This is a genomic window from Brevundimonas sp. FV1ye29L, from assembly GCF_058681095.1.
This window is the reverse complement of sequence record NZ_CM178730.1, coordinates 216,477-239,381: the sequence shown is the minus strand read 5'-3', so window position 1 is coordinate 239,381 and position 22,905 is coordinate 216,477. Positions and strand designations below refer to the sequence as shown.

The following is a 22,905-nucleotide window of genomic DNA, read 5'->3' as shown; positions in this document are numbered from 1 at the left end:
CCGGATGACGACCCCCGCAGTGAAGGCGGAAGTCGTTCGCGACGTCGAGATTGTGGGGGGCTGGGTCAAGGTGCGGCGCACCGAGGTTCGCATGCCAGACGGTGCCGTGGTCGAACGCCATATCGAGGATCACGGCCCGGGGGTCGCCGTCTTGCCCTACGACCCCGTGCGCAAGTTGGCCATGGTCATCTCCCAACCCCGCGTTCCGGTGCTCTTGGCAGGCGGCGGTGACATCATCGAGACCATCGCCGGCCGGCTGGATGGCAGCGATCCGGCCGAGCGCATCCTGCAGGAGGCGATGGAGGAGGGCGGCGTCCGGCTGACCACGCTGGAACTGGTGGTCCATGCCTGGACCATACCGTCGATCTCCACCGAGCGGCTACACCTCTATCTGGCCCCCTATGGGGCGGCCGACCGGTCCGGCACCGGCGGAGGCGCGACCGAGGAGCACGAGAACATCACCGTGCGGGAGCTCAGCCTGGCCGACCTGGCCGCCGCAGCGGCCTCGGGCGCCTTGCCGGACGCCAAGACCCTGATCCTGGTCCAGGCGCTGCAAATCAGAAGGCCCGACCTGTTCGTCTGATCCCCGGGGAGGCCTGCACTCAGGCCATAGCCTCCACCGCCGCCCGATCCGCGGCCCAATTAGCCATGTGCATCCGCAGCAGATGGCGGAAGTAGTGTTCCGCGCCTTCGTCGGGCTGCGCCTGATAGGTCAGACCCAGTTCCCGGTGCGCATAGCGATCAACCGGAATTCGACCCGGCAGCCCGGTGATGTTGGGGTCGAAATCGGCGGCTTCAAGCATTCTGGGCGCGTCCCAAAGCCGTGGGGCGACCTGATTGATGATCTCCACGATCACCGGGGTGGTCGGATGGTTCTGGGTCAGGAAGAGTTCATGGCTGCGGAAATTATCCAAGATGAAACGCGCCAGGCGGACGTCGGTCTCGGCCTCGCGGCTCGCCAGAATGCCCACCGTGTTTTCGACGCGCTCGGCAAAACGGAAGTCGAGCCGGTCCTCGTCATAGGCGGCGAAGACATCTTCCTCTCCGGCCCCAGCTGCCAGAAGGGGGTCGATAACGGAGCCGTTCAGCACCCGCCCCCCCTCTTCCAGCATCGGCCAGAGGCCGTCGTTGTAGACATAGGGGAAGGAAATCAACTGACAGTCCGGACGCAGGGCACCAATCAAATTGTCGGCGTCCGACGAGGTCGACAGGAAGCCGTGCTGTTCGCCGATCGGCTGATAGATGAAGACGTCCGCCTTCCTGATGTCGGCCAAGAAGGTGTCCACAGGAATCTCGCCCGACAACGCCAGCCAGTTCTCGACATGGCGGATCGACAGACCACCCATCAACATCGGCAAGAAGGTCTTGAAGGCCTGCCCTTGGCAATTCGCGTAAACGAAGATTTTCATGGTGCCGTCAGATTGGATGGAAGGGGTTTGTCCTCTATGGACGAGAGGGTATTGTAAACGCCCCCGCAAGCAAGGCCTCTGTCCCCATGAAGCGTTTTGGCACCCACGGAATCCTGATCCGCACCTATGAGAAGGATGCCGCCCGACTGGGTTTCTGCCTCGCCTCAATCGCCCGCTTCTGCTCCGGCTTCGACGACGTCGTTGTCGTCTGTCAGGAAAAGGCGGCTGACATCATCCGCCCCGTGGTGAACGCATCCTCCATAGGCAGGCTGAAGATCTGCCCTACCTACGAGAACGACTATATCGGCCAACAGATCACCAAGCTGCGGGCCACGGACTACATGGACACCGACTACGTCTTCCACGTGGATAGCGACTGCGTATTCTTCGAACATTTCGAACCGCAATACTATTTCTTCGAAGACAAGCCCGTTATGTATTACAAGGACTACGACTGGTTCTACCGCCAAAAGCATCTGAACCCGTGGCAATTCATCACGTCTCGCCTGATGAAACGTCAGGTTGACTACGAATTCATGGCCTTGTTTCCGCTGATCTACCCAAAGGAGTTTTACCAGGATTTGGAAAACTGGTTTGTGGCCACCAATGGCTATACCTACGAAGAACTCGAGTCCAATTTGATCATCCCCAACCAAGTTTCGGAATTCAACCTGATGGGCGCCTTCAGTTATTACGAGGCCCACGAAAAATACCATACTTTCCTCGACTGGGGTGAGAACCCGATCAAACATTACCTCAAACAATACTGCACAGACGCCTGGGTCGATCGCGAGATCAGCGAGGCTGAGTATGAGGAAATTCGCAAAACGATCGGCCAGTAGACGTCAGCGGCCTTGCCGCGAATCGCTACCGGGATCTGCGCACCGACCGCCATCGCGCCAGACATCGCGTGCGGGTGCCTTGCGCGGTATCGGCTACGCTCGATAAACTTGGCCTCAAGTCGACGTCAGAGGCCCCGTCGCGATCCCGAGTCCAGCTGGAAGGGCATTTCCATGACCAAGGCCGTTCGATCCCCGCCGACCAAGGCGCCGGCCCCGAAGCCCGTCAAGACAGCGCCAAAAGCCTTGGCCAAGGGCGCGGCCGGAACCTCCGCGAAGGGGGCGCCGGTACCGCGCCGGAGTGCCTCCGGACCGTCGCCCGTCTTCCTCCATTCGGGATTTCGGACCTCCAGCACCTGGCTATGGAAGCATTTTCGCGAGCACCCCGCCTTCCGCGCCTACTATGAGATCTTCCACGAGGCACTGGGCGGCCTCCGCATGGACGCCGCCCGCAGCGTCCAGAGCGATCAATGGCGGTCGCGCCATCCATCCAGCGCGCCCTATTTTCTCGAGTTCATTCCGCTTATGGATCCGGCTGGCGGAATTCGCGGCTTCAACGACGAGCCCGCGCTGGCGGCCGGGTTCTTTCCCGACGGCGGCCTCGACGGGGACCTGCCCTCCGGCGAGGTGAAATACGTCGCGAGTTTGATCGCCAACGCCCAGAACGCGGGCCGCATCCCCGTCCTCACCTGCACCCGAACCTTGGGGCGCGCCGGCGCCTTGAAGCGCCGGTTTGGCGGGACCCACGTGCTGATTCACCGCAATCTGTTCCACCAGTGGAACTCGTTCTCAGGCCAGCACCGGACCGGCAATCTCTATTTCCTGGAATATCTGTTCCTTGTCATCGCGAGATCCCGCGACGACGCGTTCATGGACCTGCTCAAGACATTCGCGCCTGCGGACATCGGGACCGATTTCCAGATGGCGATCGAAAGTCGCTACGACGACGCCTTCGCCATCTTCGTCGCTTGGCACGTCTATATGACCCTGCACGCGTCGCGGTCGGCCGACATCGTCATTGATGTGACGCGGCTTGCTGCCGACGACGCCTATCGCCTAGCGACCGAAGCCCGTATTCACGGGGCGACAGGTCGGACGCTCGACCTGAGCGACGCAACCACTCATGTCGATGCGCCTTGGCGGCCGATCCAAAATCCTGAAACGACGAAATTGACCGTCCGCCTTCTAGTCGACAGCGCCTATGCTGCCCTCGGCGCGACCGTGGCCGAACAGGCGTTCGGCGAGCAAATGGTCGCCTCGGCCTGGGCCGAGCATCGGGCCCATGCTACCTATACCCAAGCCTATTTCGAGGCTGCGGATGCCGCGCCGCGCCGACTGGCCCAGCGCCCTCCGTCCGGAGCGCTCAGCTATTCCGCGACCACGGTGGCGTTCGAGCTCGAGGCTCAGCCGCCGCAGGAAGAAATCGAAGCCCTGCGGTCGGATCTGGAGTACGCGCGCGAGGCCTTGGTCACGCAGGAGGCCAGGTTCGCCGAGGCGGAAGAGCGGCGCACAGCCCTCAACCGCGCCAATGTAGCGGAGGAACGGGACGCCCTCCTCGCTGAAACAGGGGCGGAGATCGACCGCCTGACGACCGCGCTCGAGGCCGCGCAATCCGCGAGCGATCAAGCGGCCGCTTCGGTCGCAGCCCTGCGCGAGACCCACGAAGTCCGCATCGCCGAGCAGGCAGCCGAACTGGCCGACATCAGGATCGCCCTCGAACTCCAAGCCACGGCCCACGCCGCAGCCTTGGCCGCGCGAACGGCTGAACTGGAGCAGTTGCGGATAGGGTTTGAAAGCACCGAGGCGGCGACCGCGGAGCTGCGTCTCGCTCATACCTCGGTGACCGAGCAATGGGTCGAGGCGAACGGCCGGGTCGAGGGCCTGATCGACGAACTAACTGCGACCCGGGCCATGCTGGACGCACATCAAGAGAATAGCGAGCGGGAAGCCTCGCGTGTGCGCGCCACCGTGTACAACGCATTGGCTGACGCCGAATACGAAAAGGAGCTCCGCTTGGCAGCCGTGGCCCGCGAGGCCGAACTGGCTGAAGCCCTGTCGACCGCCCAGGCCGAAACAGCCGCCGCCCGGGACGAGGCCAGGGCGGCACAGGCCGAGATGGCCAAAGCCCTGTCGACCGCCCAGGCCGAAACAGCCGCTGCCCGGGACGAGGCCAGGGCGGCACAGGCCAAACTGGCCGAGGCCCTGTCGACCGCCCAGGCCGAAACAGCCGCCGCCCGGGACGAGGCCAGGGCGGCACAGGCCGAGATGGCCAAAGCCCTGTCGACGGCCCAGGCCGAAACAGCCGCTGCCCGGGACGAGGCCAGGGCGGCACAGGCCGAGATGGCCAAAGCCCTGTCGACGGCCCAGGCCGAAACAGCCGCTGCCCGGGACGAGGCCAGGGCGGCACAGGCCAAACTGGCCGAGGCCCTGTCGACCGCCCAGGCCGAAACAGCCGCCGCCCGGGACGAGGCCAGGGCGGCACAGGCCGAAATGGCCAAAGCCCTGTCAACCACCCAGGCCGAGACGACCGCCGTCCGGGACGAGGCGAGGGCGGCAAAGGCCGAGATGGCCAAAGCCCTGTCGACCGCCCAGGCCGAAACAGCCGCCGCCCGGGACGAGGCCAGGGCGGCACAGGCCGAGATGGCCGAGGCCCTGTCGACCGCCCAGGCCGAAACAGCCGCTGCCCGGGACGAGGCCAGGGCGGCACAGGCCGAAATGGCCAAAGCCCTGTCAATCGCCCAGGCCGAGACGACCGCCGTCCGGGACGAGGCCAGGGCGGCACAGGCCAAACTGGCCGAGGCCCTGTCGACCGCCCAGGCCGAAACAGCCGCCGCCCGGGACGAGGCCAAAGCGGCACAGGCGGAGACGACCGCCGTCCGGGACGAGGCCAGGACGACGCTGAGAGCCCTCAAGGTCCAGGTCGACGCCAATTCGAGGATGGAGCGCGACCGCGCCCGGATCATGTTCGCCTTCGACGCGGCACGTGTCCGCGAAAACGAACTCGAGGCCGAGGCTGCCCGGATGGCGGCGCGCAACGCCGAACTCGTGAGCGAGCTCGAGGGCGCAAGGTTAACCCTAGACTATGAGCGGATCGCCCGCGAGACGGCCTCGGCCGAAACAGTCGAGGCGCGACGCGCCCTCGCCTATCTGGAGATCGCCCACGGGGCCGTTCAGGGCGATCTGGAGCGCGCCAGGACCACAGAGGAAGGAACGACCGTCGAACTCTCCGCGGCCCGCGCCGAGACAGCTCGGCGAGGAGAACAGGCGCAGAACCTGGCCCGCGATCTTGCGGCTGCATCCCAAGATCTGGACCGCCTGCGCCAAACCCAGGAAGAGACCGCCACTGCGCGGGACGACCTTCAGATTCGCATGGACGGGGCGGTGCGGGAAAATACGCGGCTGGCGCGCCTCGCAGAGACCCGCTCGGAAGAGCTGGATGTTGCGACCCGCGCCCTGATGGACAGCGAGGAAAGCCTCGCAGCCGCCCTAAGGCAGCTCACGGGATCGGCGGTGCGCGAGGCCGGACTGGACGCGGCCCTGGTGCAGGCCGAAAGCCAGCGCGACACCGCAGTCGCCAAACGGGACGACTTCGAACAGAGCCTCGTGGATCGTGAGGCCGAACTGGCCTCCATCAAGGAAGGTGTCACTTGGCGCGCGGCGTCGACCCTCAGGCGGCTGGGCGTCGGCTAGGGTCCAATGCACGTGCGCACCGTCCTGAAGACACCACTCGATATGTTCGCGCCCGAGGCGGCCAACCCTGCCGCTAGGAAATGCTGGATGTGGTTTTGGATTGCTGCTAGTTCCTGCCGGAAAGCTGAAAGGCCGCGTAGCGAATTCCGGTTTTTCGAGAATTATCACCAACATAAGCGCCTGAGGCGGACAGTTTCGCACGAGCGGTTCAACTTTGGTCGCCAATGTTTCCTGACCCGGAATCATCGGTGCGATGGCATAGGGATCGCAGTCTGGCCGACACGGGAAGGGCAGAGCTTAAGCTTATGGTACTGAAGACAATTTCCAAGCACTTTCGCATCATCGGCGCACTGATGATGCGGGAAACCAGCACGCGCTTCGGCCGTGAGGGGCTCGGCTTCGCGTGGCTTGTGCTGGAGCCGCTGTCCTTCTGTTTCGGCGTCATCCTGCTGTGGACGGCGACCAAGCCTGAATACGAGCACGGAATCCGCGTCTCGGCCTTCACCATGACTGGCTATATGTGCGTGTTGTTGCTGCGCCACCAGGTCACCTACACGGTCAGCGCCATACCGGCGAACATGGGCCTATTGCACCATCGGCTGATTACACCCGTTCACATCATCCTGGCCCGCAACCTGCTCGAGCTCGGCGGCGCAACCATCGCCTTCCTCGTCGTTTACACCGTGCTCTTGTGTCTGGGTCAGGTGTCCCTTCCGCATGACTACATCCTGCTATACTCCGGCTGGATCCTGCTGGCTTGGATCGGCATGGGGACAGGCTTGGTCCTTGCCGGCGCGGCAATGCGATTCGAGGTGATGGAGCGACTGATCACCTTGCTCATGTATGTTCTGGTTCCGCTTTCCGGCGCCTTCTTCATGATCGCCTGGGTGCCCGCGCACGTCGCCGAGATCTATCTCTACATGCCGTTCCCCCACCCCATCGAAATGCTTCGCGCCGGCGTGTTCGGAGAGTTCGTGCCGACGACCTATCACACCTATTACGCCTTCATGTTCGGGGCCGCGCTGAACTTCGTCGGCTTCATCCTTATCGCTATCTCGCGAGACCGCCTCGATGTGGAATAGCCCAACCCAACGCCCGCTTGGCGGCGCACCAGACAGATACACGTCATGAGCGATCCAAAGCTGAACTACATCGGGCCCGTTCCCGAGGCCCTCACCTACCAGCGGACGGCCAAGCCGTTCTGGCGCAAGGTGCCGCTCGCATTCGTGATAGTCGTGATCGTGCCCAGCCTTCTCGCGGCCCTGTATTTCTTCCTGATCGCCTCGGATCGTTATGTATCGGAGGCGCGGTTCATCGTGCGGATGCCGCAGCAGACCCAGCCCTCCAGCCTGGGCGTCGCGCTCCAGGGCGTGGGCCTGTCCACGGGCTCGTCGGACGCCTTCGCGGTGCACGAATATGTCGACAGCCGCGACGGCCTCCGTGATCTGTCGCGGCGGGTCGACGTCAGGGCCATCCTGGAGGGAAGAGGTGCCGACATCTTCTCGCGCTATCCCGCACCTTGGCAGACCCCAACCGAAGAAGACACCTTCCACGCCTATCAGAAGCGGATCGTGGTGGGATACGATTCCACGACGGGCATCAGCACCCTGCGAACCGAAGCTTTCAGTCCCCAAGACGCACGGGCCATGGCCGAAGGCCTGCTCGAGGGCGGCGAAGAGTTGATCAACCGGATGAACGCGCGGGCCTCCACCGACGCCGTCGCCAATGCCTTGGCGGCCGTAGAACAGGCCCGCACCAAGCTGACCAAGGCGCAGAATGAAATCACCGAATTCCGCAACCAAGAGAAGTTCATCGACCCGGCCCGCACGGCAACCGAAAGCGGCGCACTGATCGGCGGCCTGCTGGAAACCGTTGCCGGTCTGCGGGCCGAACGGGCCCAGATCGCCAACCAGGCACCGCAGAGTCCGCAACTGCCGGGCATCGACGGCCGGATCGCCGCCTATGAAAACCAGATCGCTGCGGAACGAACCAAGATCGTCGGCGATTCCGGGTCGTTGGCTCCCAAGATTGCGGACTATGAGAACTTGGTTCTGGCCCGTGATTTCGCCGACCGCGAACTGGCTCAGGCCACCGCGGCCGCCCTCGCGGCCCAGCAGGACGCCAGCCGGCAGAGACTGTATCTCGACCGGGTCGTAAATCCGGATCTAGCCGACAAGTCGACCCAACCACGTCGCCTGATGAGCTTCCTGACCGTCCTTTTCACCACCCTGATGCTCTATGGCGTGGGCTGGCTGATCTGGGCCGGGATCAAGGAGCATCAGCAGACGTGAAGGACTTGGTCCCCGACAACATCGGCCTGCGCGTCCAAGGGGTCGGCAAGACCTATCCGACGGGTCACAGCGCCGTGTTCCGCGATCTCAGCTTCGATCTTCCGCGCGATGGCCGGTTGGCGATTCTCGGTCGAAACGGCCAGGGCAAGTCCACGCTGATCAAGATTCTCGGCGGCGTGCTCGCCCCTTCCGGCGGGCGGATCGACTGGACGATGACGGCGTCTTGGCCCATCGGCCTGGGCGGTGGGTTCCAGGGCAGCTTGACCGGCATCGACAACATGCGATTCTTGGCGCGGCTCTACAACCGCAACTACCGGGAGATCTATGAGCGAGTCGAAGACTTCGCCGAACTGGGGGCTTCACTCAAACTGCCGGTCAAACACTATTCGTCGGGCATGCGGGCACGGCTGGCCTTCGGCCTGTCGCTAGCAATCGAGTTCGACTGCTATCTAATCGACGAACTGGTGGCGGTTGGCGACGCCCGCTTCCAGGAAAAATGCCAGCGCGAACTGTTCCAGCACCGGGCCGGCCGCGCCTTCATGATGGCGTCTCACGACACCAATCTGATTGCCCAGCACTGCTCCCGCGCCCTCATCATCGAGAGCGGCAAGGCCAAAATGTTCGATGACATCGAGGAGGCCGTCGACATCTATACTTGGCTGCGTGCCGCATGAGCACGCATCGCCTCTGCTTGGTGCACCTGCCCTCTTCCCAAGGGAGCGCATGGCGCGATGCTGTCAACGCCGCTGCGGCTGCGGCCAACTGGCGTATCGTCGAATTCGGTCCGGACCAGACCCCGCCGGACGACGCGCAGAACACCCTGATCAATGTTTCCGAGGCCCGTCTCGGCGACGTATGCACGCCTTCGCAGCGGATGATCATCGCCGATGATCCGGACCGGGCGAGCCAAGCCTTCGAGGCCCTGCACGCCTTGGACCGGGATACGGCGACGCGGATCGTCGCGGCACAGTACGCCCGGGCGTCGGAAATGGCCGCTGCGGGCTGGCCCGTCGCCGACGGTCGCCTGCGGAACCTGGACCTTCCGGGATTGGGGATGATAACCCGCGAAGGCCCGCCGCCGGTTCGCGGGGCCGAAGGGCCTCTGGCCTTCTATCGCACTGTGCCCCCGACACCGGGCGTTTCGGTGAGCTGGCCGGCGGACATCATCCTGAGCAGCGAGTCGAGCGCTCCGGGGCGGTCCCTGTCGGACCTCACCGGCCGTCGCCGCCTGTTGCGATACGGCCCCTTTCTGGAACTCAGCCCCGGTCGCTGGACCGTGGATGTGGATTTCGCCCTGAGAATTGATCGCGCCAAGGTCGAGCTCAGGTTCGAATGGGGCACCCAGCATGACGTCGACGTTTCAACCCATCTGCTCACCACTTCCGGGCTCTATGCCCTGACCCTATCGAAGGTCTGGACCGAACCCGCCGTCGTCGAACTGCGCATCTGGCTGGATCGGTCGGCGTTCGATGGAGAGCTCGAGCTCACCGGATGCCGCGTCAGCTTCTCCCCGCTGGACCTCGAGCCGCCGGCGGCGCTGTCGGAGCCCGACGCCGCCGCCTGAGGCCTTGCTCACTCCAAGGGGAGGCCGCCGGCGTGGGCGTCTGTGTCCGGCGCTGCAGGCGGGTTGGCCAGACTACGGATGCGCCCGGCGATCCGCTCCCCGAATCGTTCGCGGGTGAAACCCTCCACATAGGTCGAGGCCGCCAGGTCGAAAGCCTCGACCGACATTGACCCACGACCCAGCGCCAGCTGTCGCTCGCCCTCAGTGCCGATGACGTCAATCACGCCTTTCAAAGCTCCCGCCAAGGCTTCGGGCGTGTCTTCCGGCGCCAGGGCGCCAAGCCCGTCTGCGATATAACGCAGGTTGCTGATCGCATAGCTGACGGGCACGCAGCCGGCGGCCAACCCCTCGATCACCGGGACGCAAAAGCCTTCGTGGCGCGAGCCGGTGACCATCACATGGGCGCGGTGGTACGCGGCGGCCATTTCGGTGTCGGACACGGCGCCGACGAAGTCGACACTGTTGCCCATGTCCAGATCGCCCAGAAGGGCGTGAAGACCTTCGACATAGTCGGGGTCGGAGAAGCGCAGATTGCCAATCAGCCGCAGCACGAAAGGCGTCGTCGAAATCCTCCGTAGCCGGTCCGCCGCCTGGATCAGCTCGTGTACCCCCTTGGACTGGAAGAACCGCCCGACATAGAGCAGCTCCACAGGCGCGCGGGGCTTGTCCGCAAGACGCGCCCGGGCCGGGAAGTCGACCCCGAGCGGGACCACCGAGACCCGAGATCCGCCCTGGCTGTTGCGCGCCAATTCCTCGGCATTCTCACGACTGTCCGCCCAGAGGGCGTCTGCCCCGATGAAGGCCTGAATCTGGACGAAGGACTTCTCGATCACCGGCCAGTGCTTCTCGGGCATCAGCCGCTTGGGCGTGACGTTGTGGAACCGCACGACCTGTTTGCCATGGCCGTTGCCCAGCAGCACCGCATCGAAGAACGGATGGTAGACGGCGAAAACGTAGACGATAACGTCGGCGCGCAGGAAGTCAGGGTCAAGAAGTAGGTCGGCCAAGCTCTCGACCTTGCGTCCCTTCACTTCTTCATAATCGTTCTCTGTCCAGAGGCCCGTGACCCTCATGTCCGGACGGGCCGCGAGCTGGACATAGGTCTCGCGCGCCGCCGCGCCGACCGCGTCACCCCGAAAGAACCACGGGCAGACGACAACGACCTGGAGGCGTCGATCCGCCGCGCCCATCCCTTCAGGACTTCGCCGCAGGTCGGCGGCCCTGGAGCGTGAAGCCCAGGCTCGCCTTGCCGCGATTGATCCGGATCTCGCGAAGCCCGGCCGCGGTGGCGGCGGCCTTGAGTGCTTCCACGGAAGGGCCGGCAGGGGACACTAGAGGCGGGGCAGCCGCCAACCGGGCGCGAGCATCGTCGAATGTCAGACTGCCGTCGGAAAGGGCGCCGACCATTTCCAGCATGTCGAAGCGGTGAAGCATGAGCCGTCCGCCGGCTTCCAACAGGCCGAACCATTGCCCCATCAGCGCCCTTGTCTCGACGTCGTCGGCACCGAGAGCATAGCCGGGCTCTATGAGAATCTCCCTAGCCCTTCCCTGCCCGAAGGGCAGCCCGGCGTTAGGGGACACAACATCGACGCCCGGCGCGGGGGCGCGAGCGACGACGATCGACCCGGGTTTCGGCGCATCCCCGGCGATGAACTGCAACGTGAGTTCACCGGCCAGGGCTTCGGCGACAGCGCCCATCGACAGGATTCGAGCTCCGCCCTCGTTAGGGCCGGCAGACACGGGCGGATCCAGACGGGCCTTGAGGTCGAGCAGGCTCAGATCGAGCCGTGCCGTCAACCGGTCCAAATCCTCGCGCAGGCAGTCGATGCGCGCATGGACGCGGTCCGCGCCACGCGCCTCGGCGAGGGCCAGGGTGACACTGTTAAGAAGGCCCGGCAAATGCTGGTTCCAACCGGCCTGCAGCCGCTCTACCCGACCTTCCAGGGAAGTCAGGCGAGCGTGATCGATATGGGACGGGGTAGGAGCCGCCGGTCGGCCGGCCAGCAGGGCTTTGGCGACCTCCCGCTCCTGACGCTTCAGCCGCCAAGGTCGGGTCATCCTGGCGAAGCCCTTCATGGAGAAATCTTCGCGCAGTGGACGGGTGACGCGAGCGAATCGCCGTTTCATGCTTTCGGCCACAACAATCCACCCGTTCCGCCTGCCGGATCGGCAGCATCCGGCACCTCGTTGCTAGACGATGCCGTCCGCAGAGGTCAATGCGCCTCCAGACTCTGGAACGGTTCCGGGGTGACAGCTTCAGGATGAGTCCGCCGCACGGCCGCACTTGACCATTCAGCCCGGGTTCCGCAGGACAGGTTCGCCGTCGAGACGGCTTCGGAGACGGCCGACGTGCAGCCTATCGTTCCTGAGATTCAGAAAGCCCTTTCAGGTGACGTGCTGTGGGCGGGATCGCTGCCACCGCGCGCTGACATGGTCGACGGCAGCGCCTTGTTCGATCCGCGCGGAGATTTCCGCCTGCCGCCGTACTCGCATCAGGCCTTCGATGTCGCTTATCTTGTCGAGCGGGATCTGGGCCAGGTCAAGCAATGGCCCCTAGTCCTCGACGAGGCATTGCGCGCTCTCCGACCTGGGGGGATTCTGGTTGTACGGGCCGATCAGTCTGCTTTCCTCAGCGTGTTCCAGTTTGCCAACTTCATCGAACGCTGGACGGGCGGCGCCTACGAACTCGTCGACCAGACGCTGTCCGACATGCAATTCGTCATCAGCCTGCGACTAGGTCACGCAGCGCCCCGCTTGGCGTCCGCCGCCGACTTCTCGTTCGCGATCATTACGGACGGACGACGGCCCCAAGCAGTCAAGACCTTTGTCCGCAGCGTCCTGAGGGCCGATCATCACGGGGGAACGTCGAGCGAGATCCTGGTCTGTGGCCCGGACTCCATCCTGACCGACCTAGGACCGCTGGCCAAACGTATCGTCCATGTTCCCCAGTCCGACCGCTTCGCCCGCGCCGGCTGGATCACCCAAAAGAAGAACGCCTTGGTGGCGCGCGCAACGCGCGAAAACGTCCTGATAGCCCACGACCGCTATTCGGTCCCCGACGACTTCCTGTTGCGCATGGCTGATTTTGGCGGCGACTTCGGTGTTGTCGTGCCGCATCAGGTGACCACCGAGGGTTTCAGCTTGCCCGACTGGGTCATGCTGTCCGACGATTTGAACTGGACCACACCCGGCTGGATGGAGTTCGGAGACTATCACCCCTTCGCCTATGTCAACGGCGGGGTGATCATCGCCAAGACCCGCCTTCTGGCCGCGGTCCGCTGGAGCGAACTGCTACTCTGGGGCCAGGCGGAGGACGTCGATCTGTCACGACGTCTGGACCAGGCCGGGATCGTGGCGCGTCCCTGCCGGTGGGTGCGACTCGCCAGCGAGCCGCCACGCAAGGGCTTCATCGAAGGTTTCGAACGTCTGCCTTGGCTGGAAGACGCCTATGCTCAGACCGAGGGTCACGACTGGGGTGGCGAGACCCCCGTCGGCCCCATGGGCCTGGCCTTAGCCGAGCCGCGACGAAAGTTGGCAGGAAACGCATCTATCGAGATGGAGGCCGAACTCGACCTGACCGGGGGGACTCCGCCCTCGGCCTTCATCGCCCGAGGCTTGATCCTGCCCCGGGAGTGGCGCCCGGCCGGTCCCGGCCTCAGGTGGTCGGGCGCGGAAATGCCGGTCTTCAGCTTCCGCCTGCCGGTGCTGGAGGACGACGTCTCCCTGCGGATCGGCTTCGCCACGGCCAGCGATCTGGCCGGGATTCTCGGCCTGCGCGTCAATGCAGTCGACCGCCCGTTCGAGGTTCTCAACGACCGGACGCTCCAAGTCCGCCTGCCCCATCTCGACGCCACCGACAGCCACCTGTTCCACGTTTGGCTGGTGCGCGCGCCTGCCGCCCCCGACGCCCCATCAGACGGGTCGACCCCGGCGTCGGCCCGGCCGCGCTCCCCTCTGACCCTGGCGTCTATGCGGGTCAGTCGTCGGCACGACGATTTCGCCTATCGCCCCGGAAAACAGATTGCCTTCGCCTCGGACGGCAACGGCAAGCTGGTCATGGGGCGCGGCTGGCAGACGCAGGAGAGCTGGGGCGTCTGGGCCGCCGACCGTTCGGCTGAATTGATCTTCCATCTGGCCGAACCACCCCGGCGACGCCTCAGGATGATGGCGACCATCCAGACGGTGGCCGGCCCCGCACTGCCCGACCAGGTGGTCAGCGTCCATATGGGCGACAAGGAACTGGGCCGCTGGACCCTGTCGCCGCTGCGCTCGCGCCGCGAAGTCCGCTTCGCCCTGCCCCGCCGGATCGACGGCCCCGAAGTCCGCCTCACCTTCCGCTCGAAACGGCTGATCGCCCACGCCGCCCGGCCAGAGGGAGCGGATAGCCGCCTTCTTGGGGTCGGCTTGGTCAAATGCGTGCTCGTGGACGGTCGGTGACCATGTCGAAAACTGCTATCCTAGTGGTCGACCGCGACTTCCTGACGGAACATGTCGGGGTGCGGCGAGTGACCTTTCACTATTGGCGTCAGCTGCAGCGAGCCGGCTATTCCGTTGCCCTCGGCACGCCGGACGACGGTCGGATTCTGCGCGGACCCACTCTGTCGCTCGACCAAACGTCTGCCATGGTTGGCGACCGTCGGGAGGACGCCCCGGACTGGGTGTCCACCTCCGGCCTGCCGCTGCCGGACCGGTTCGCCGGGCCGCGCGCGCCCAACGCCTTTCGCTGGACCCAGAACGCCGTGCGGATCGAGGATTTCGACGTCTCGGTCCTGACCAATCCCTGGCTGTGCCGTCAGGGCATGCCCGACGTTCCCTTCACCGTCGGCATCGTTCACGACATGGTGCCCAATCTCGTCGCCTGCGGCGCCCTGAATCTGGGGGCGGTGATAGATGTCTACGCGTTCGCCCACGCCCACGACCTCGGCTATCGGGCCTATATCCGCAATGCCACCCAGATCCTCTGCGTCAGCCAGAGCAGCGTACGTGACTTCGTTGCTTTCTATCGGCTGGAGGAAGCGGAGCGGGACAAGGTGCGCGCCGCCATACCGTTTGCTCCCGACGCCGTTGCCCGAGTGAAGGTCGACATCGGCCGGGAGGGCGAACGCGCGCGGCTTCTGCTGGTCAATGTTCTGGATATCCGCAAGAATTTCGGCGGTGCCCGCGCCAGCCTAGAACTGGCGACGCAGACAGTGGGCGGGTTCGACATCGACATCGTCGGCCGCGAGCGCGTGCCGTTGAAGCAGGTCGCCCGCTTCTTCGACGCCCTGGCCATCGCCGGATGCCGGGTGCGCTGGTTCCGCCAGGCGTCAGACGACTGTCTGGACCGGCTCTACACCGAGACCGACGCCCTGTTGTTCCCCTCCTTCTACGAGGGCCTGGGCCTGCCGATCCTGGAGGCCCAAAATCACGGCGTGCCGGTGATTTCGTCCAACCTCTCCTCTTGCCCGGAGATTAATCTGAACCCGGCGCTGTGCGTGGGCCCATCGGATCACACCGCTATGGCCGACCGGATTTCGGGCGTTCTGGACGGGTCGCGGCCCGTCCTGTCAGGTCAGCCGCTGAAGGCAGCCTTGATCGACAGCCTCGCATCCCGTGACCAGTTGTCGTTCTGAGACGCCGGGCCCCTTCGGGTGCCGGCTTGACAGGCCCCCGGTGCAGGATCGAAAGGTCGCCCGGATGCGATCCCCGCGTTTCGGATGAAGAGCTTGAAAATCTACGTGCACGGCAACTGTCAGGCGCCCACGCTCGGCGATCTGCTGGCCGAAACCTGCGGTCCTTCGGTGGAGGTGGTCACGCGCCAAGTGTTCAGCATCGACTTGGACACCGAAGTCGAGGACTATCGCCGCGACGTCGCCACTGCGGACGTCATTCTAGCCCAGCCCGTGGGTGAGAATTATCGCGGCACAGAGATTCTCTCGACCCAATGGATTAGAGCAAACGCCCGCTCAGATGCGAAAATCCTGACGTTCCCAGTCGTCTATCACCGGGGCCAGTTGCCGCAGTGCTTCGCGATGACTGCCTGGCACAACGGCCGCTTGGCCTACCACGACGCCCATGCTCTGGACTATTTCCTGCGGGGCAAGGAGTCCGAAAGGTTCGTGGACGACACCAGTACGTCCGACTTCCTGCCCGCCGGACTGGTGTACGCCGAACTGTCCCAGACCACCCTGGAACTGATGCGCAGAGAACACGCCGCCGCGACCGACCTCCGCGTATCCGAGGTGATCGCCGGGCGGCTAGCGACCGAACAGCCCCTGCATACGGTGAACCATCCCACCCGCGCGGTTATGTGCGAACTAGCGGATCAGGCGCTCGACAAGCTGGGGCGTCCGGAACGCGCGCGGCTAGAGGGCGTCGATATGCTCGGCGGGTTCGTCATGCCACCCTACCTGTCGACCCTCATGGCGCTGGGCCACACTGGCGCAGGCGTCTGGCTGGATGAGGTCCGGGTCGATGGACGGGTCGAAACCCGGCGCGATTTCTTCCGCGAGGTATTCGCGATCTACAAGTCGATCGGCCCCGAAGCCATTGCGGCGGGCGTGGCGTTGGACTTGGAGATCAACGCCTATCTGGAGCGCTATCGCCGGGCCAGAGCGGTAGAGGTAACCCATGATGAGCGGCCGCTTGTCGAAGCCCTGTACAAGGTGTTCAACAACCGCTCCCCCAGCTCCGACGAGGTCTTCCACCATCTGCAGAATCTGCGCCGGCACGGGCCCGAGGTGGTCCTCGCCGTCTTCGTCAACTCAGCCGAATTCGCCCAGGCCGGCGGCGTCGAAGGGTTCCGCGTCCGCAACGGTTTGGAGATCGACGGCCCGCCGGCGATCTCCCCGCCCGAACGCACTCGCCAGCCCGAGGTCGTGCCACAGACGCCTCAGCCTAAGCCTGTCGGCTGGAAGCGGGCCAGAAAGAGCCTGCTGTCGCTGGTGAACAGATAGGGGCAAGCGTCCCGCTCAGACCGAATCAATCGCCTGCACCGGCGAATTGTCCAGCGGTGCGACAGGCTCGATATCGGCGACCGCAGGCACAGCAAAGGCTTCGGTTGAGGCGACTTCAGGCGCGGGTAGCGTAGGCTCGTAGGGCGATCCGCGCACAGGATCCAGTTCCCACAGGGTGGTCTGGACCTGGCGCGCGGTGATCCCGGATCGGGTCAACATCGATTGGAGGATATCTTCCGGAATGACGGCGGTGGAGAACAACTCCCGCAGATCTTCCAGCGACCGATAGGTCCAAGAGTCGAGCATGACCCGGGGTCCCGCAATGGAGAACTGGTCGTTGACGAATGCCTGGCCCTCTTCGCGGCAATGAATGGTAGTGTAGAGATCGGGGCGCGACAGCCATTCCGGCAGGAACGGACCCAAGGCTATGTTCAGGTCGGACCTGGTGTGGACGATAAAGTCATAGTCCCCGGTCAGGTTGACGGCGTTCAGCGCCAGCCGCGCCAAAAAATACTGATAGAATGTGTTGCGCACTCCGAACCGCTCGTCGGCCAGCGTCGTCAGGCCGATTATTTCCACGACTTCCTCTTCAGTAGGAGGCTGAATCATCAGGATGTCATCAAACCGCTCACCGAACACGATGTCGTCTATGCCGTTGAACGGCTGATTCCAGGTTGCCAGGAACACCCGCGTCTCGAGCCCGGCGGTGGTGAATTCGCCACGAAGATTGTCGATCCTGCGGGCGAGATGCTCCATCGGCGTCCTAAGCGGACCTCGGCAGACAATGGCGACAACAGGCGGTTTGGACACGGGGCTCTCGGGCTGCGGCGCACTCTATGTTTACGGCTTGCCCCGTGTTGGCAAGCCGTCTCTGGCGATTTCGCCACGTACCGACATTCGCGCCGACGGGCCGACCGACCATCGGCAATTTACAAACTGGGCGGTACGGCCTAGACCCCGGTCCGGCGGTCGCCTCAACGTTCAACAGCGGAAACCGATGGGCCTTCTATCGATCATCATACCGATGGCGGGACGCGGCAGCCGCTTCAGCTCCGTCGGCTATAAGGACCCCAAACCGCTGATCCCGGTTGGTGAATCTCCGATGATCAAGGTCGTCATCGACAATCTGACTCCCTCGCGGCCGCACCGGTTCATCTTCATCTGCCAAGCCGAACACGTCGCCGCCTACGGGTTGCGCAGCCGGCTTCAGGCTTGGGCGCCAGGCTGTGAGATCGTCGAGATCGACGGCGTGACCGAAGGCGCGGCATGCACGGTCCTAAAGGCCCGCGATCTAATCAGCGCCGACCCGATCATGATCGCAAACAGCGACCAGTACGTCGACATCTCGATCGACGACTATCTGGCGGCCCAGAACGGCGTCGACGGCCTGATCATGACCATGCGCGCGGACGACCCGAAATGGTCGTTCGTCGGCCTTGACGCGACCGGCCTACGGGTCACTCGGGTCGTCGAAAAGGAGGTCATCTCCAACGAGGCCACCGTTGGCATCTACAATTTCAGCTCAGGCGCTGATTTTGTCCGCGCGGCGGACGAGATGATCGCGGCGGATCGTCGCGTTAACGGAGAATTTTACGTGGCTCCGGTCTACAATGAACTGATCGCCGAGGGCCAACAGGTCGCAATCTACAACATTGGAGCCGAGGCAGGAGGCATGTACGGACTGGGCACGCCGGCTGATCTGGAGCTGTTCCTGTCGCTGGAAGTCTCGGCCCCCCTGCGGGCCTTTGCATGATCATCCTGAGCCATCGGGGCTTCTGGCGCACACCGGACGAAAAGAACCGGCCCGTAGCTTTCGAGCGGACCGTCGCGGAGGGCTTCGGGACCGAGACCGACGTCCGCGACTTGGTCGGCGATCTGGTCGTGTCGCATGATCCCGCAGTGATTGGGGCGCAGCCCTGGTCTGAGGTTCTGGATCTGTTCGACGGCACGGGCCTGCCCTTGGCGGTGAATGTCAAGGCCGACGGTCTGTCGGGAGCCCTAGCCCAAGCCTTCGCCAGCCGGGTCATCGACTGGTTCGCCTTCGACATGTCGGGGCCGGAAACCCTGCGCTATGCGACGGCCGGCCTGCCCTTCCTGACGCGGCACAGCGACATCGAGACCACCCCGATCTTGTACGACCAAGCGGCAGGGGTCTGGCTGGACTCCTTCGGACCGATCTGGTTCGATCGCTCGGTGATCGACGCGCATCTGGCCGCCGGAAAGCGGGTCTGCATCGTCTCTCCCGAACTACATGGCCGCGACCCGGATACACTTTGGCCGCTGCTCGAGAGCTTTTCGGGCACCGAAGGACACCTCATGCTCTGCACCGACCTGCCCGACCTCGCCCGGAGTCGTTTCGAATGATCAAGGCTGTCATCTTCGACATGGATGGCGTCCTGATCGACGCCAAGGACTGGCACTACGACGCCCTCAACCGCGCCTTGCGGCTGTTCGGTCTCGAGATCAGCCTAGCGGACCATTTGACGACTTTCGATGGCCTGCCGACGCGTCGCAAGCTTGAGCTGCTGACCATCACCGAACGGTTTCCGCTAGAGCTGCACGGGTTCGTAAACGAGTTGAAGCAGAACTACACGATGGAGATCGTCCACTCGCTGTGCAAGCCAACCTTCGCGCACGAATACGCCCTGTCGACCCTCGCCCGGCGCGGGCTGAAGCTGGGGGTCGCCTCCAATTCGGTGCGCAACAGCGTAGAGACCATGATGCGCAAGTCCGGCTTGGACGCCTATCTGCAACTGATGCTGTCCAACGAGGACGTCGCCCGGCCCAAGCCCGACCCGGATATCTACAGCCTCGCCATGGACCGGCTGGGCGTGGCCCCGGAAGAGACTTTGGTCGTAGAGGACAACGATCACGGCATCCGGGCCGCGCGGGCGTCGGGTGCCCACGTCCTAGTGGTCAGGGGAGTCGAGGACGTCAACCTGTCCAATATCGACGCCCGCATTCTGGAGATCGAGGAGCGGGGCGCATGAATATCCTGATCTTGGCCGCCGGGGGCGGTGGGGGGGGTGAGCAGGCCGCTCCGGACGCCCCGGCCGGCTATCCGATCTGGCTTTCGGAGATCGACGGCAAGCTGCTGCTGGAACGACAAGTCGACGCCCTGCGCCTCGAGGAAGGGTCGAAATTCATCTTCGCGTTTCGCGGCACCGACATTGACGCTCAGCACGTCGACGACATCGCCCGCCAGCTCGCCCCCGACGCGGCCGTAGTCGAGGTACGCCGGCGAACGGCCGGCGCCGCCTGTACGGCACTTCTGGCGATCGGCCACCTCAACCCGGACGAGGAACTAATTATTGTCAGTGCGACGGATCATATAGAGGTCGATTATGACGCCGTGGTCGCCGACTTCCGGGCGCGGCAAGCCGACGCCGGCATCTTGACCTTCGATTCCCTGCATCCGCGCTATTCGTTCGTGACCACAGACGCCGACGGTTGGGTGCTGGAGGCGGCGGAGAAGCGCCCGATCAGCCGACAGGCCAATGCCGGATTCTACTGGTATGCGCGCGCCCGCGATTTCATCGACAGCGTCCAGCGGATGATCCTGAAGGACGCGCACCTGAACGGCGTCTTCTACATAAGTCCGTCGTTGAACGAAATGGTCTTGCTGAACAAGCGGATCGCTGTCACGGCCATCGATCCGCAGCTCTATCACCCACTGAAGGACCAGCGTCAGGTTCTCAGTCTCGACTACCAGATCGACGAGAGGAAGCGCCATGCGTCATGACCGCCTCGAAGAAATGACCAAAGGTTGGTTTGTGGGCGATTTCAACCCGCATGTGTTGCGATCAGCGGATTGCGAAGTCGCAATTAAACACTACAGGGCTGGTGACCACGAAGCAGCGCATTTTCACAAGGTAGCCACCGAGATAACGGCTATCGTCAGCGGATCGGTGCGTATGCTAGGCAAGGAGTGGTCGGCGGGGGACATCCTGACGATCGAGTCTGGCGAGACCACCGACTTCCTCGCTTTGACCGACTGCGTCACCGTGGTGGTCAAGGTGCCGTCCGCGCCAAATGACAAGTTCGTGGCGACGGTGCAGTCCTGAGCCGCCACTACAACCCGAGACGGGGTCGCCGACCCCGGACTACAAAACGAAGGATCTTGACTCGATGACGAAGAAATGCGCGGTGATCACCGGCATCACCGGCCAGGACGGCGCCTATCTGGCGCAGCTTCTGCTTTCCAAGGGTTATAGAGTGGTGGGCGTGGTTCGCCGCTCCAGCCATTTCGGAGTCGCGACGCACCGTCTGGACTGGCTAGGCATTACGGATCAGGTCGAGCTGGTCGACGGCGACCTGCTCGACTTGGGCGGCATGTGCCGCATAGTCCGCGAGTACAAGCCCGTCGAAGTCTACAACTTGGCGGCCCAGTCCTTCGTCAAGACCTCTTGGGCCCAGCCGAGCCTGACTGCCCAAGCGACGGGCGTCGGAGTGGTCAACATGCTGGAAGCGGTCCGTCTCGAAGCGCCTGACGCCCGTTTCTATCAAGCCTCATCCTCGGAAATGTACGGCCTGATTCAAGAAGCCGAACAGAGCGAGACCACCCCCTTCTATCCGCGCTCGCCCTATGCCGTGGCCAAGTTGATGGGCCACTGGATGACTGTGAACTACCGCGAGAGCTTCGGCATGTTTGCCTGCTCGGGCATCCTGTTCAATCACGAGTCCCCTCTGCGCGGCCTGGAGTTCGTGACCCGCAAAGTCACGGACGCCGTCGCCCAGATCAAGCTGGGCAAGCTGACCGAACTGCCCATGGGCAACATCGACGCCAAGCGCGACTGGGGCCATGCCCGCGACTACGTGCGCGGCATGTGGATGATGCTGCAGCATGACACGCCCGACGATTATGTCGTCGCCACCGGCCGCACCGTAACCGTTCGCGAGATGATCAACGTTGCTTTCGATCACGTCGGTCTCAAGCCCGACGACTATGTCCGGATCGATCCACAGTTCTTCCGTCCCGCCGAGGTCGACGTCCTGCTGGGCGATCCGGCAAAGGCCAAACGCATTCTAGGCTGGGAGGCGAGCACGACCATGGAAGAGATGATTCGCGAAATGGTTGACGCGGACCTCGCCCGGCATTCATCCCGCACCGCCTGACCCTTGTCCCGCCACCCGCTGCGTCGCGTATTCTAGGGAACCGCAGTCTTGTTTTCTGAGATCAATCCGGCTCCCGCCGTGGTCATGATCACGGGCAGCACGGGCTTCGTCGGCCGTCGGCTCAGCCGACGGCTGAGCGAGGCCCTACCGGCCAGCTCACGACTGGTCGCGGCGGGGCATTCCGGGGTGCCCAATGAGCAAGGCTTGTCCGGGATCCAGATCGACCTCGAGAACGACGCCTCGATCGACGCTGCCGTCGCTGAGGTCCGACCGGACCTCGTTATCCATCTGGCCGCTCGGGCCTCCGTCGGTCAGGCGATCAAGACGGCCGGCACGACTTGGGCGGTGAATTTCGGGGGCAGTTTCTCCTTGGCGCGGGCTATGGCGGCCCATACACCCAACGCCACACTGCTCTATGCCAGTTCCTCCGAGGTGTACGGCGGCGCCTTCGGGGATATCCCGGTTTCGGAGGACGTCGTTCCGGAGCCTCTGACGGCCTACGCCCGTTCAAAGTTGGCGTCGGAAATGATGTTCGCTGACGTGCTGGATAGTTGCAAACTCATCGTCGCCCGCCCCTCGAACCAGGGCGGGGCGGGCCAGGATCCTCGGTTCGTCCTGCCGTCCTTCGCCGAACAGATTCGCTCGGGAGCCACCGAAATCCGCGTTGGCAACCTGTCCGCAAAACGCGACTTCCTGCACGTGGACGACGCGATTGATGCCTACATGGAACTGATCTTCGCGGCCGGGATCCTACCCGACCGCTCGGTCTTCAACATCGCGTCGGGGGTTCCCAGGGTGATTTCGGACCTCCTGAATCGGATGCTGGAACTGTCCGGCAACCACGCCTCTGTCATCGTCGATCCGGCGCGCCTGCGCCCCCTCGACATCCCGATGGCGTGCGTCGACGCCAAGCGTCTTTCCAATGCCACCGGCTGGCGGCCGAAGCGCAGTCTGGACCAGATTTTGCTCGACGTTCTGGCCGACACCGACGCCCGTTCCGACTGATGACGGAAACGCCCGTTTCGTTTGCCGGGTGAGCGACAAATAGGTTAGTGGATCTCC

General features: G+C 64.0%; 22 protein-coding genes. 17 read left to right on the top strand and 5 right to left on the bottom strand.

The annotated features are described in order from the left end of the window. The first annotated feature begins 4 nt into the window (after positions 1–4). Entirely contained in the window at positions 5–583 is a 579-nt protein-coding gene (locus ACW17W_RS01225) for an NUDIX hydrolase (protein ID WP_492078573.1), read from the top strand. A gap of 19 nt (positions 584–602) precedes the next feature. Here ACW17W_RS01225 and ACW17W_RS01220 read toward each other — a convergent pair whose 3' ends face one another. Next, positions 603–1,409, bottom strand: a complete 807-nt coding sequence (locus ACW17W_RS01220) for a WcbI family polysaccharide biosynthesis putative acetyltransferase (protein ID WP_492078571.1) — start codon at positions 1,407–1,409, stop codon at positions 603–605. An 86-nt stretch (positions 1,410–1,495) separates the two neighbouring features. On the opposite strand from ACW17W_RS01220, the gene ACW17W_RS01215 reads away from it, so the two are divergent. The 6 genes from ACW17W_RS01215 (at position 1,496) to ACW17W_RS01190 (ending at position 9,793) form a co-directional block, all read left to right on the top strand. Further along, positions 1,496–2,251, top strand: coding sequence for a DUF6492 family protein (locus tag ACW17W_RS01215; protein ID WP_492078569.1), 756 nt, complete (start codon positions 1,496–1,498; stop codon positions 2,249–2,251). 171 nt (positions 2,252–2,422) lie between these two features. Then, positions 2,423–5,938: a coiled-coil domain-containing protein gene (locus ACW17W_RS01210; RefSeq protein WP_492078567.1), complete on the top strand. Its 3,516-nt coding sequence runs from the start codon at positions 2,423–2,425 to the stop codon at positions 5,936–5,938. 305 nt (positions 5,939–6,243) lie between these two features. Next, positions 6,244–7,020, top strand: coding sequence for an ABC transporter permease (locus ACW17W_RS01205; RefSeq protein ID WP_492078565.1), 777 nt, complete (start codon positions 6,244–6,246; stop codon positions 7,018–7,020). Positions 7,021–7,065: 45 nt separating this feature from the next. Then, positions 7,066–8,229: a KpsE/RkpR family capsule polysaccharide export protein gene (locus tag ACW17W_RS01200; protein WP_492078563.1), complete on the top strand. Its 1,164-nt coding sequence runs from the start codon at positions 7,066–7,068 to the stop codon at positions 8,227–8,229. Next, positions 8,226–8,903 (top strand): ABC transporter ATP-binding protein, encoded by a 678-nt coding sequence (locus ACW17W_RS01195; protein WP_492078561.1) that lies wholly within the window; start codon positions 8,226–8,228, stop codon positions 8,901–8,903. The genes ACW17W_RS01200 and ACW17W_RS01195 overlap by 4 nt, the downstream gene beginning before the upstream one ends. After that, positions 8,900–9,793 carry a hypothetical protein gene (locus tag ACW17W_RS01190; RefSeq protein ID WP_492078559.1) on the top strand — a complete coding sequence of 298 codons (894 nt, stop codon included), beginning with the start codon at positions 8,900–8,902 and terminating at the stop codon, positions 9,791–9,793. Before ACW17W_RS01195 ends, ACW17W_RS01190 begins: the two co-directional genes overlap by 4 nt. A gap of 8 nt (positions 9,794–9,801) precedes the next feature. On the opposite strand, the gene ACW17W_RS01185 is transcribed toward ACW17W_RS01190, so the two are convergent. From ACW17W_RS01185 to ACW17W_RS01175, 3 genes are all read right to left on the bottom strand, one after another. Then, positions 9,802–10,983 (bottom strand): glycosyltransferase family 4 protein, encoded by a 1,182-nt coding sequence (locus tag ACW17W_RS01185; RefSeq protein WP_492078557.1) that lies wholly within the window; start codon positions 10,981–10,983, stop codon positions 9,802–9,804. A gap of 4 nt (positions 10,984–10,987) precedes the next feature. Continuing rightward, positions 10,988–11,869: a hypothetical protein gene (locus ACW17W_RS01180; RefSeq protein ID WP_492078555.1), complete on the bottom strand. Its 882-nt coding sequence runs from the start codon at positions 11,867–11,869 to the stop codon at positions 10,988–10,990. 309 nt (positions 11,870–12,178) lie between these two features. After that, complete coding sequence (locus tag ACW17W_RS01175; protein ID WP_492078553.1) at positions 12,179–12,340, bottom strand: hypothetical protein; 162 nt, start codon at positions 12,338–12,340, stop codon at positions 12,179–12,181. An 87-nt stretch (positions 12,341–12,427) separates the two neighbouring features. On the opposite strand from ACW17W_RS01175, the gene ACW17W_RS01170 reads away from it, so the two are divergent. From ACW17W_RS01170 to ACW17W_RS01160, 3 genes are all read left to right on the top strand, one after another. Next, the gene (locus ACW17W_RS01170; protein WP_492078551.1) at positions 12,428–14,230 is read left to right on the top strand and encodes a hypothetical protein; all 1,803 of its coding nucleotides are present in this window, start codon (positions 12,428–12,430) and stop codon (positions 14,228–14,230) included. Between the two features lie 2 nt (positions 14,231–14,232). Continuing rightward, entirely contained in the window at positions 14,233–15,405 is a 1,173-nt protein-coding gene (locus tag ACW17W_RS01165) for a glycosyltransferase (RefSeq protein ID WP_492078549.1), read from the top strand. Between the two features lie 93 nt (positions 15,406–15,498). Continuing rightward, positions 15,499–16,728 carry a WcbI family polysaccharide biosynthesis putative acetyltransferase gene (locus ACW17W_RS01160; protein ID WP_492078547.1) on the top strand — a complete coding sequence of 410 codons (1,230 nt, stop codon included), beginning with the start codon at positions 15,499–15,501 and terminating at the stop codon, positions 16,726–16,728. A 15-nt stretch (positions 16,729–16,743) separates the two neighbouring features. On the opposite strand, the gene ACW17W_RS01155 is transcribed toward ACW17W_RS01160, so the two are convergent. Beyond that, the gene (locus ACW17W_RS01155; RefSeq protein ID WP_492078545.1) at positions 16,744–17,484 is read right to left on the bottom strand and encodes a hypothetical protein; all 741 of its coding nucleotides are present in this window, start codon (positions 17,482–17,484) and stop codon (positions 16,744–16,746) included. 28 nt (positions 17,485–17,512) lie between these two features. Here ACW17W_RS01155 and ACW17W_RS01150 point away from each other — a divergent pair, with 28 nt between their 5' ends. From ACW17W_RS01150 to ACW17W_RS01120, 7 genes are all read left to right on the top strand, one after another. Then, positions 17,513–18,481 carry a glycosyltransferase family 2 protein gene (locus ACW17W_RS01150; RefSeq protein WP_492078543.1) on the top strand — a complete coding sequence of 323 codons (969 nt, stop codon included), beginning with the start codon at positions 17,513–17,515 and terminating at the stop codon, positions 18,479–18,481. Further along, positions 18,478–19,092, top strand: coding sequence for a PI-PLC domain-containing protein (locus tag ACW17W_RS01145; protein WP_492078541.1), 615 nt, complete (start codon positions 18,478–18,480; stop codon positions 19,090–19,092). The genes ACW17W_RS01150 and ACW17W_RS01145 overlap by 4 nt, the downstream gene beginning before the upstream one ends. Continuing rightward, the gene (locus ACW17W_RS01140; protein WP_492078539.1) at positions 19,089–19,718 is read left to right on the top strand and encodes an HAD family hydrolase; all 630 of its coding nucleotides are present in this window, start codon (positions 19,089–19,091) and stop codon (positions 19,716–19,718) included. The genes ACW17W_RS01145 and ACW17W_RS01140 overlap by 4 nt, the downstream gene beginning before the upstream one ends. Beyond that, positions 19,715–20,470, top strand: a complete 756-nt coding sequence (locus ACW17W_RS01135; protein WP_492078537.1) for a glycosyltransferase family 2 protein — start codon at positions 19,715–19,717, stop codon at positions 20,468–20,470. Before ACW17W_RS01140 ends, ACW17W_RS01135 begins: the two co-directional genes overlap by 4 nt. Beyond that, positions 20,460–20,792, top strand: a complete 333-nt coding sequence (locus tag ACW17W_RS01130; protein ID WP_492078535.1) for a hypothetical protein — start codon at positions 20,460–20,462, stop codon at positions 20,790–20,792. Before ACW17W_RS01135 ends, ACW17W_RS01130 begins: the two co-directional genes overlap by 11 nt. 64 nt (positions 20,793–20,856) lie before the next feature. Continuing rightward, complete coding sequence (gmd, locus tag ACW17W_RS01125) at positions 20,857–21,843, top strand: GDP-mannose 4,6-dehydratase (protein WP_492078533.1); 987 nt, start codon at positions 20,857–20,859, stop codon at positions 21,841–21,843. An 84-nt stretch (positions 21,844–21,927) separates the two neighbouring features. Further along, positions 21,928–22,848, top strand: a complete 921-nt coding sequence (locus ACW17W_RS01120) for an NAD-dependent epimerase/dehydratase family protein (protein WP_492080352.1) — start codon at positions 21,928–21,930, stop codon at positions 22,846–22,848. Positions 22,849–22,905: the final 57 nt, after the last annotated feature.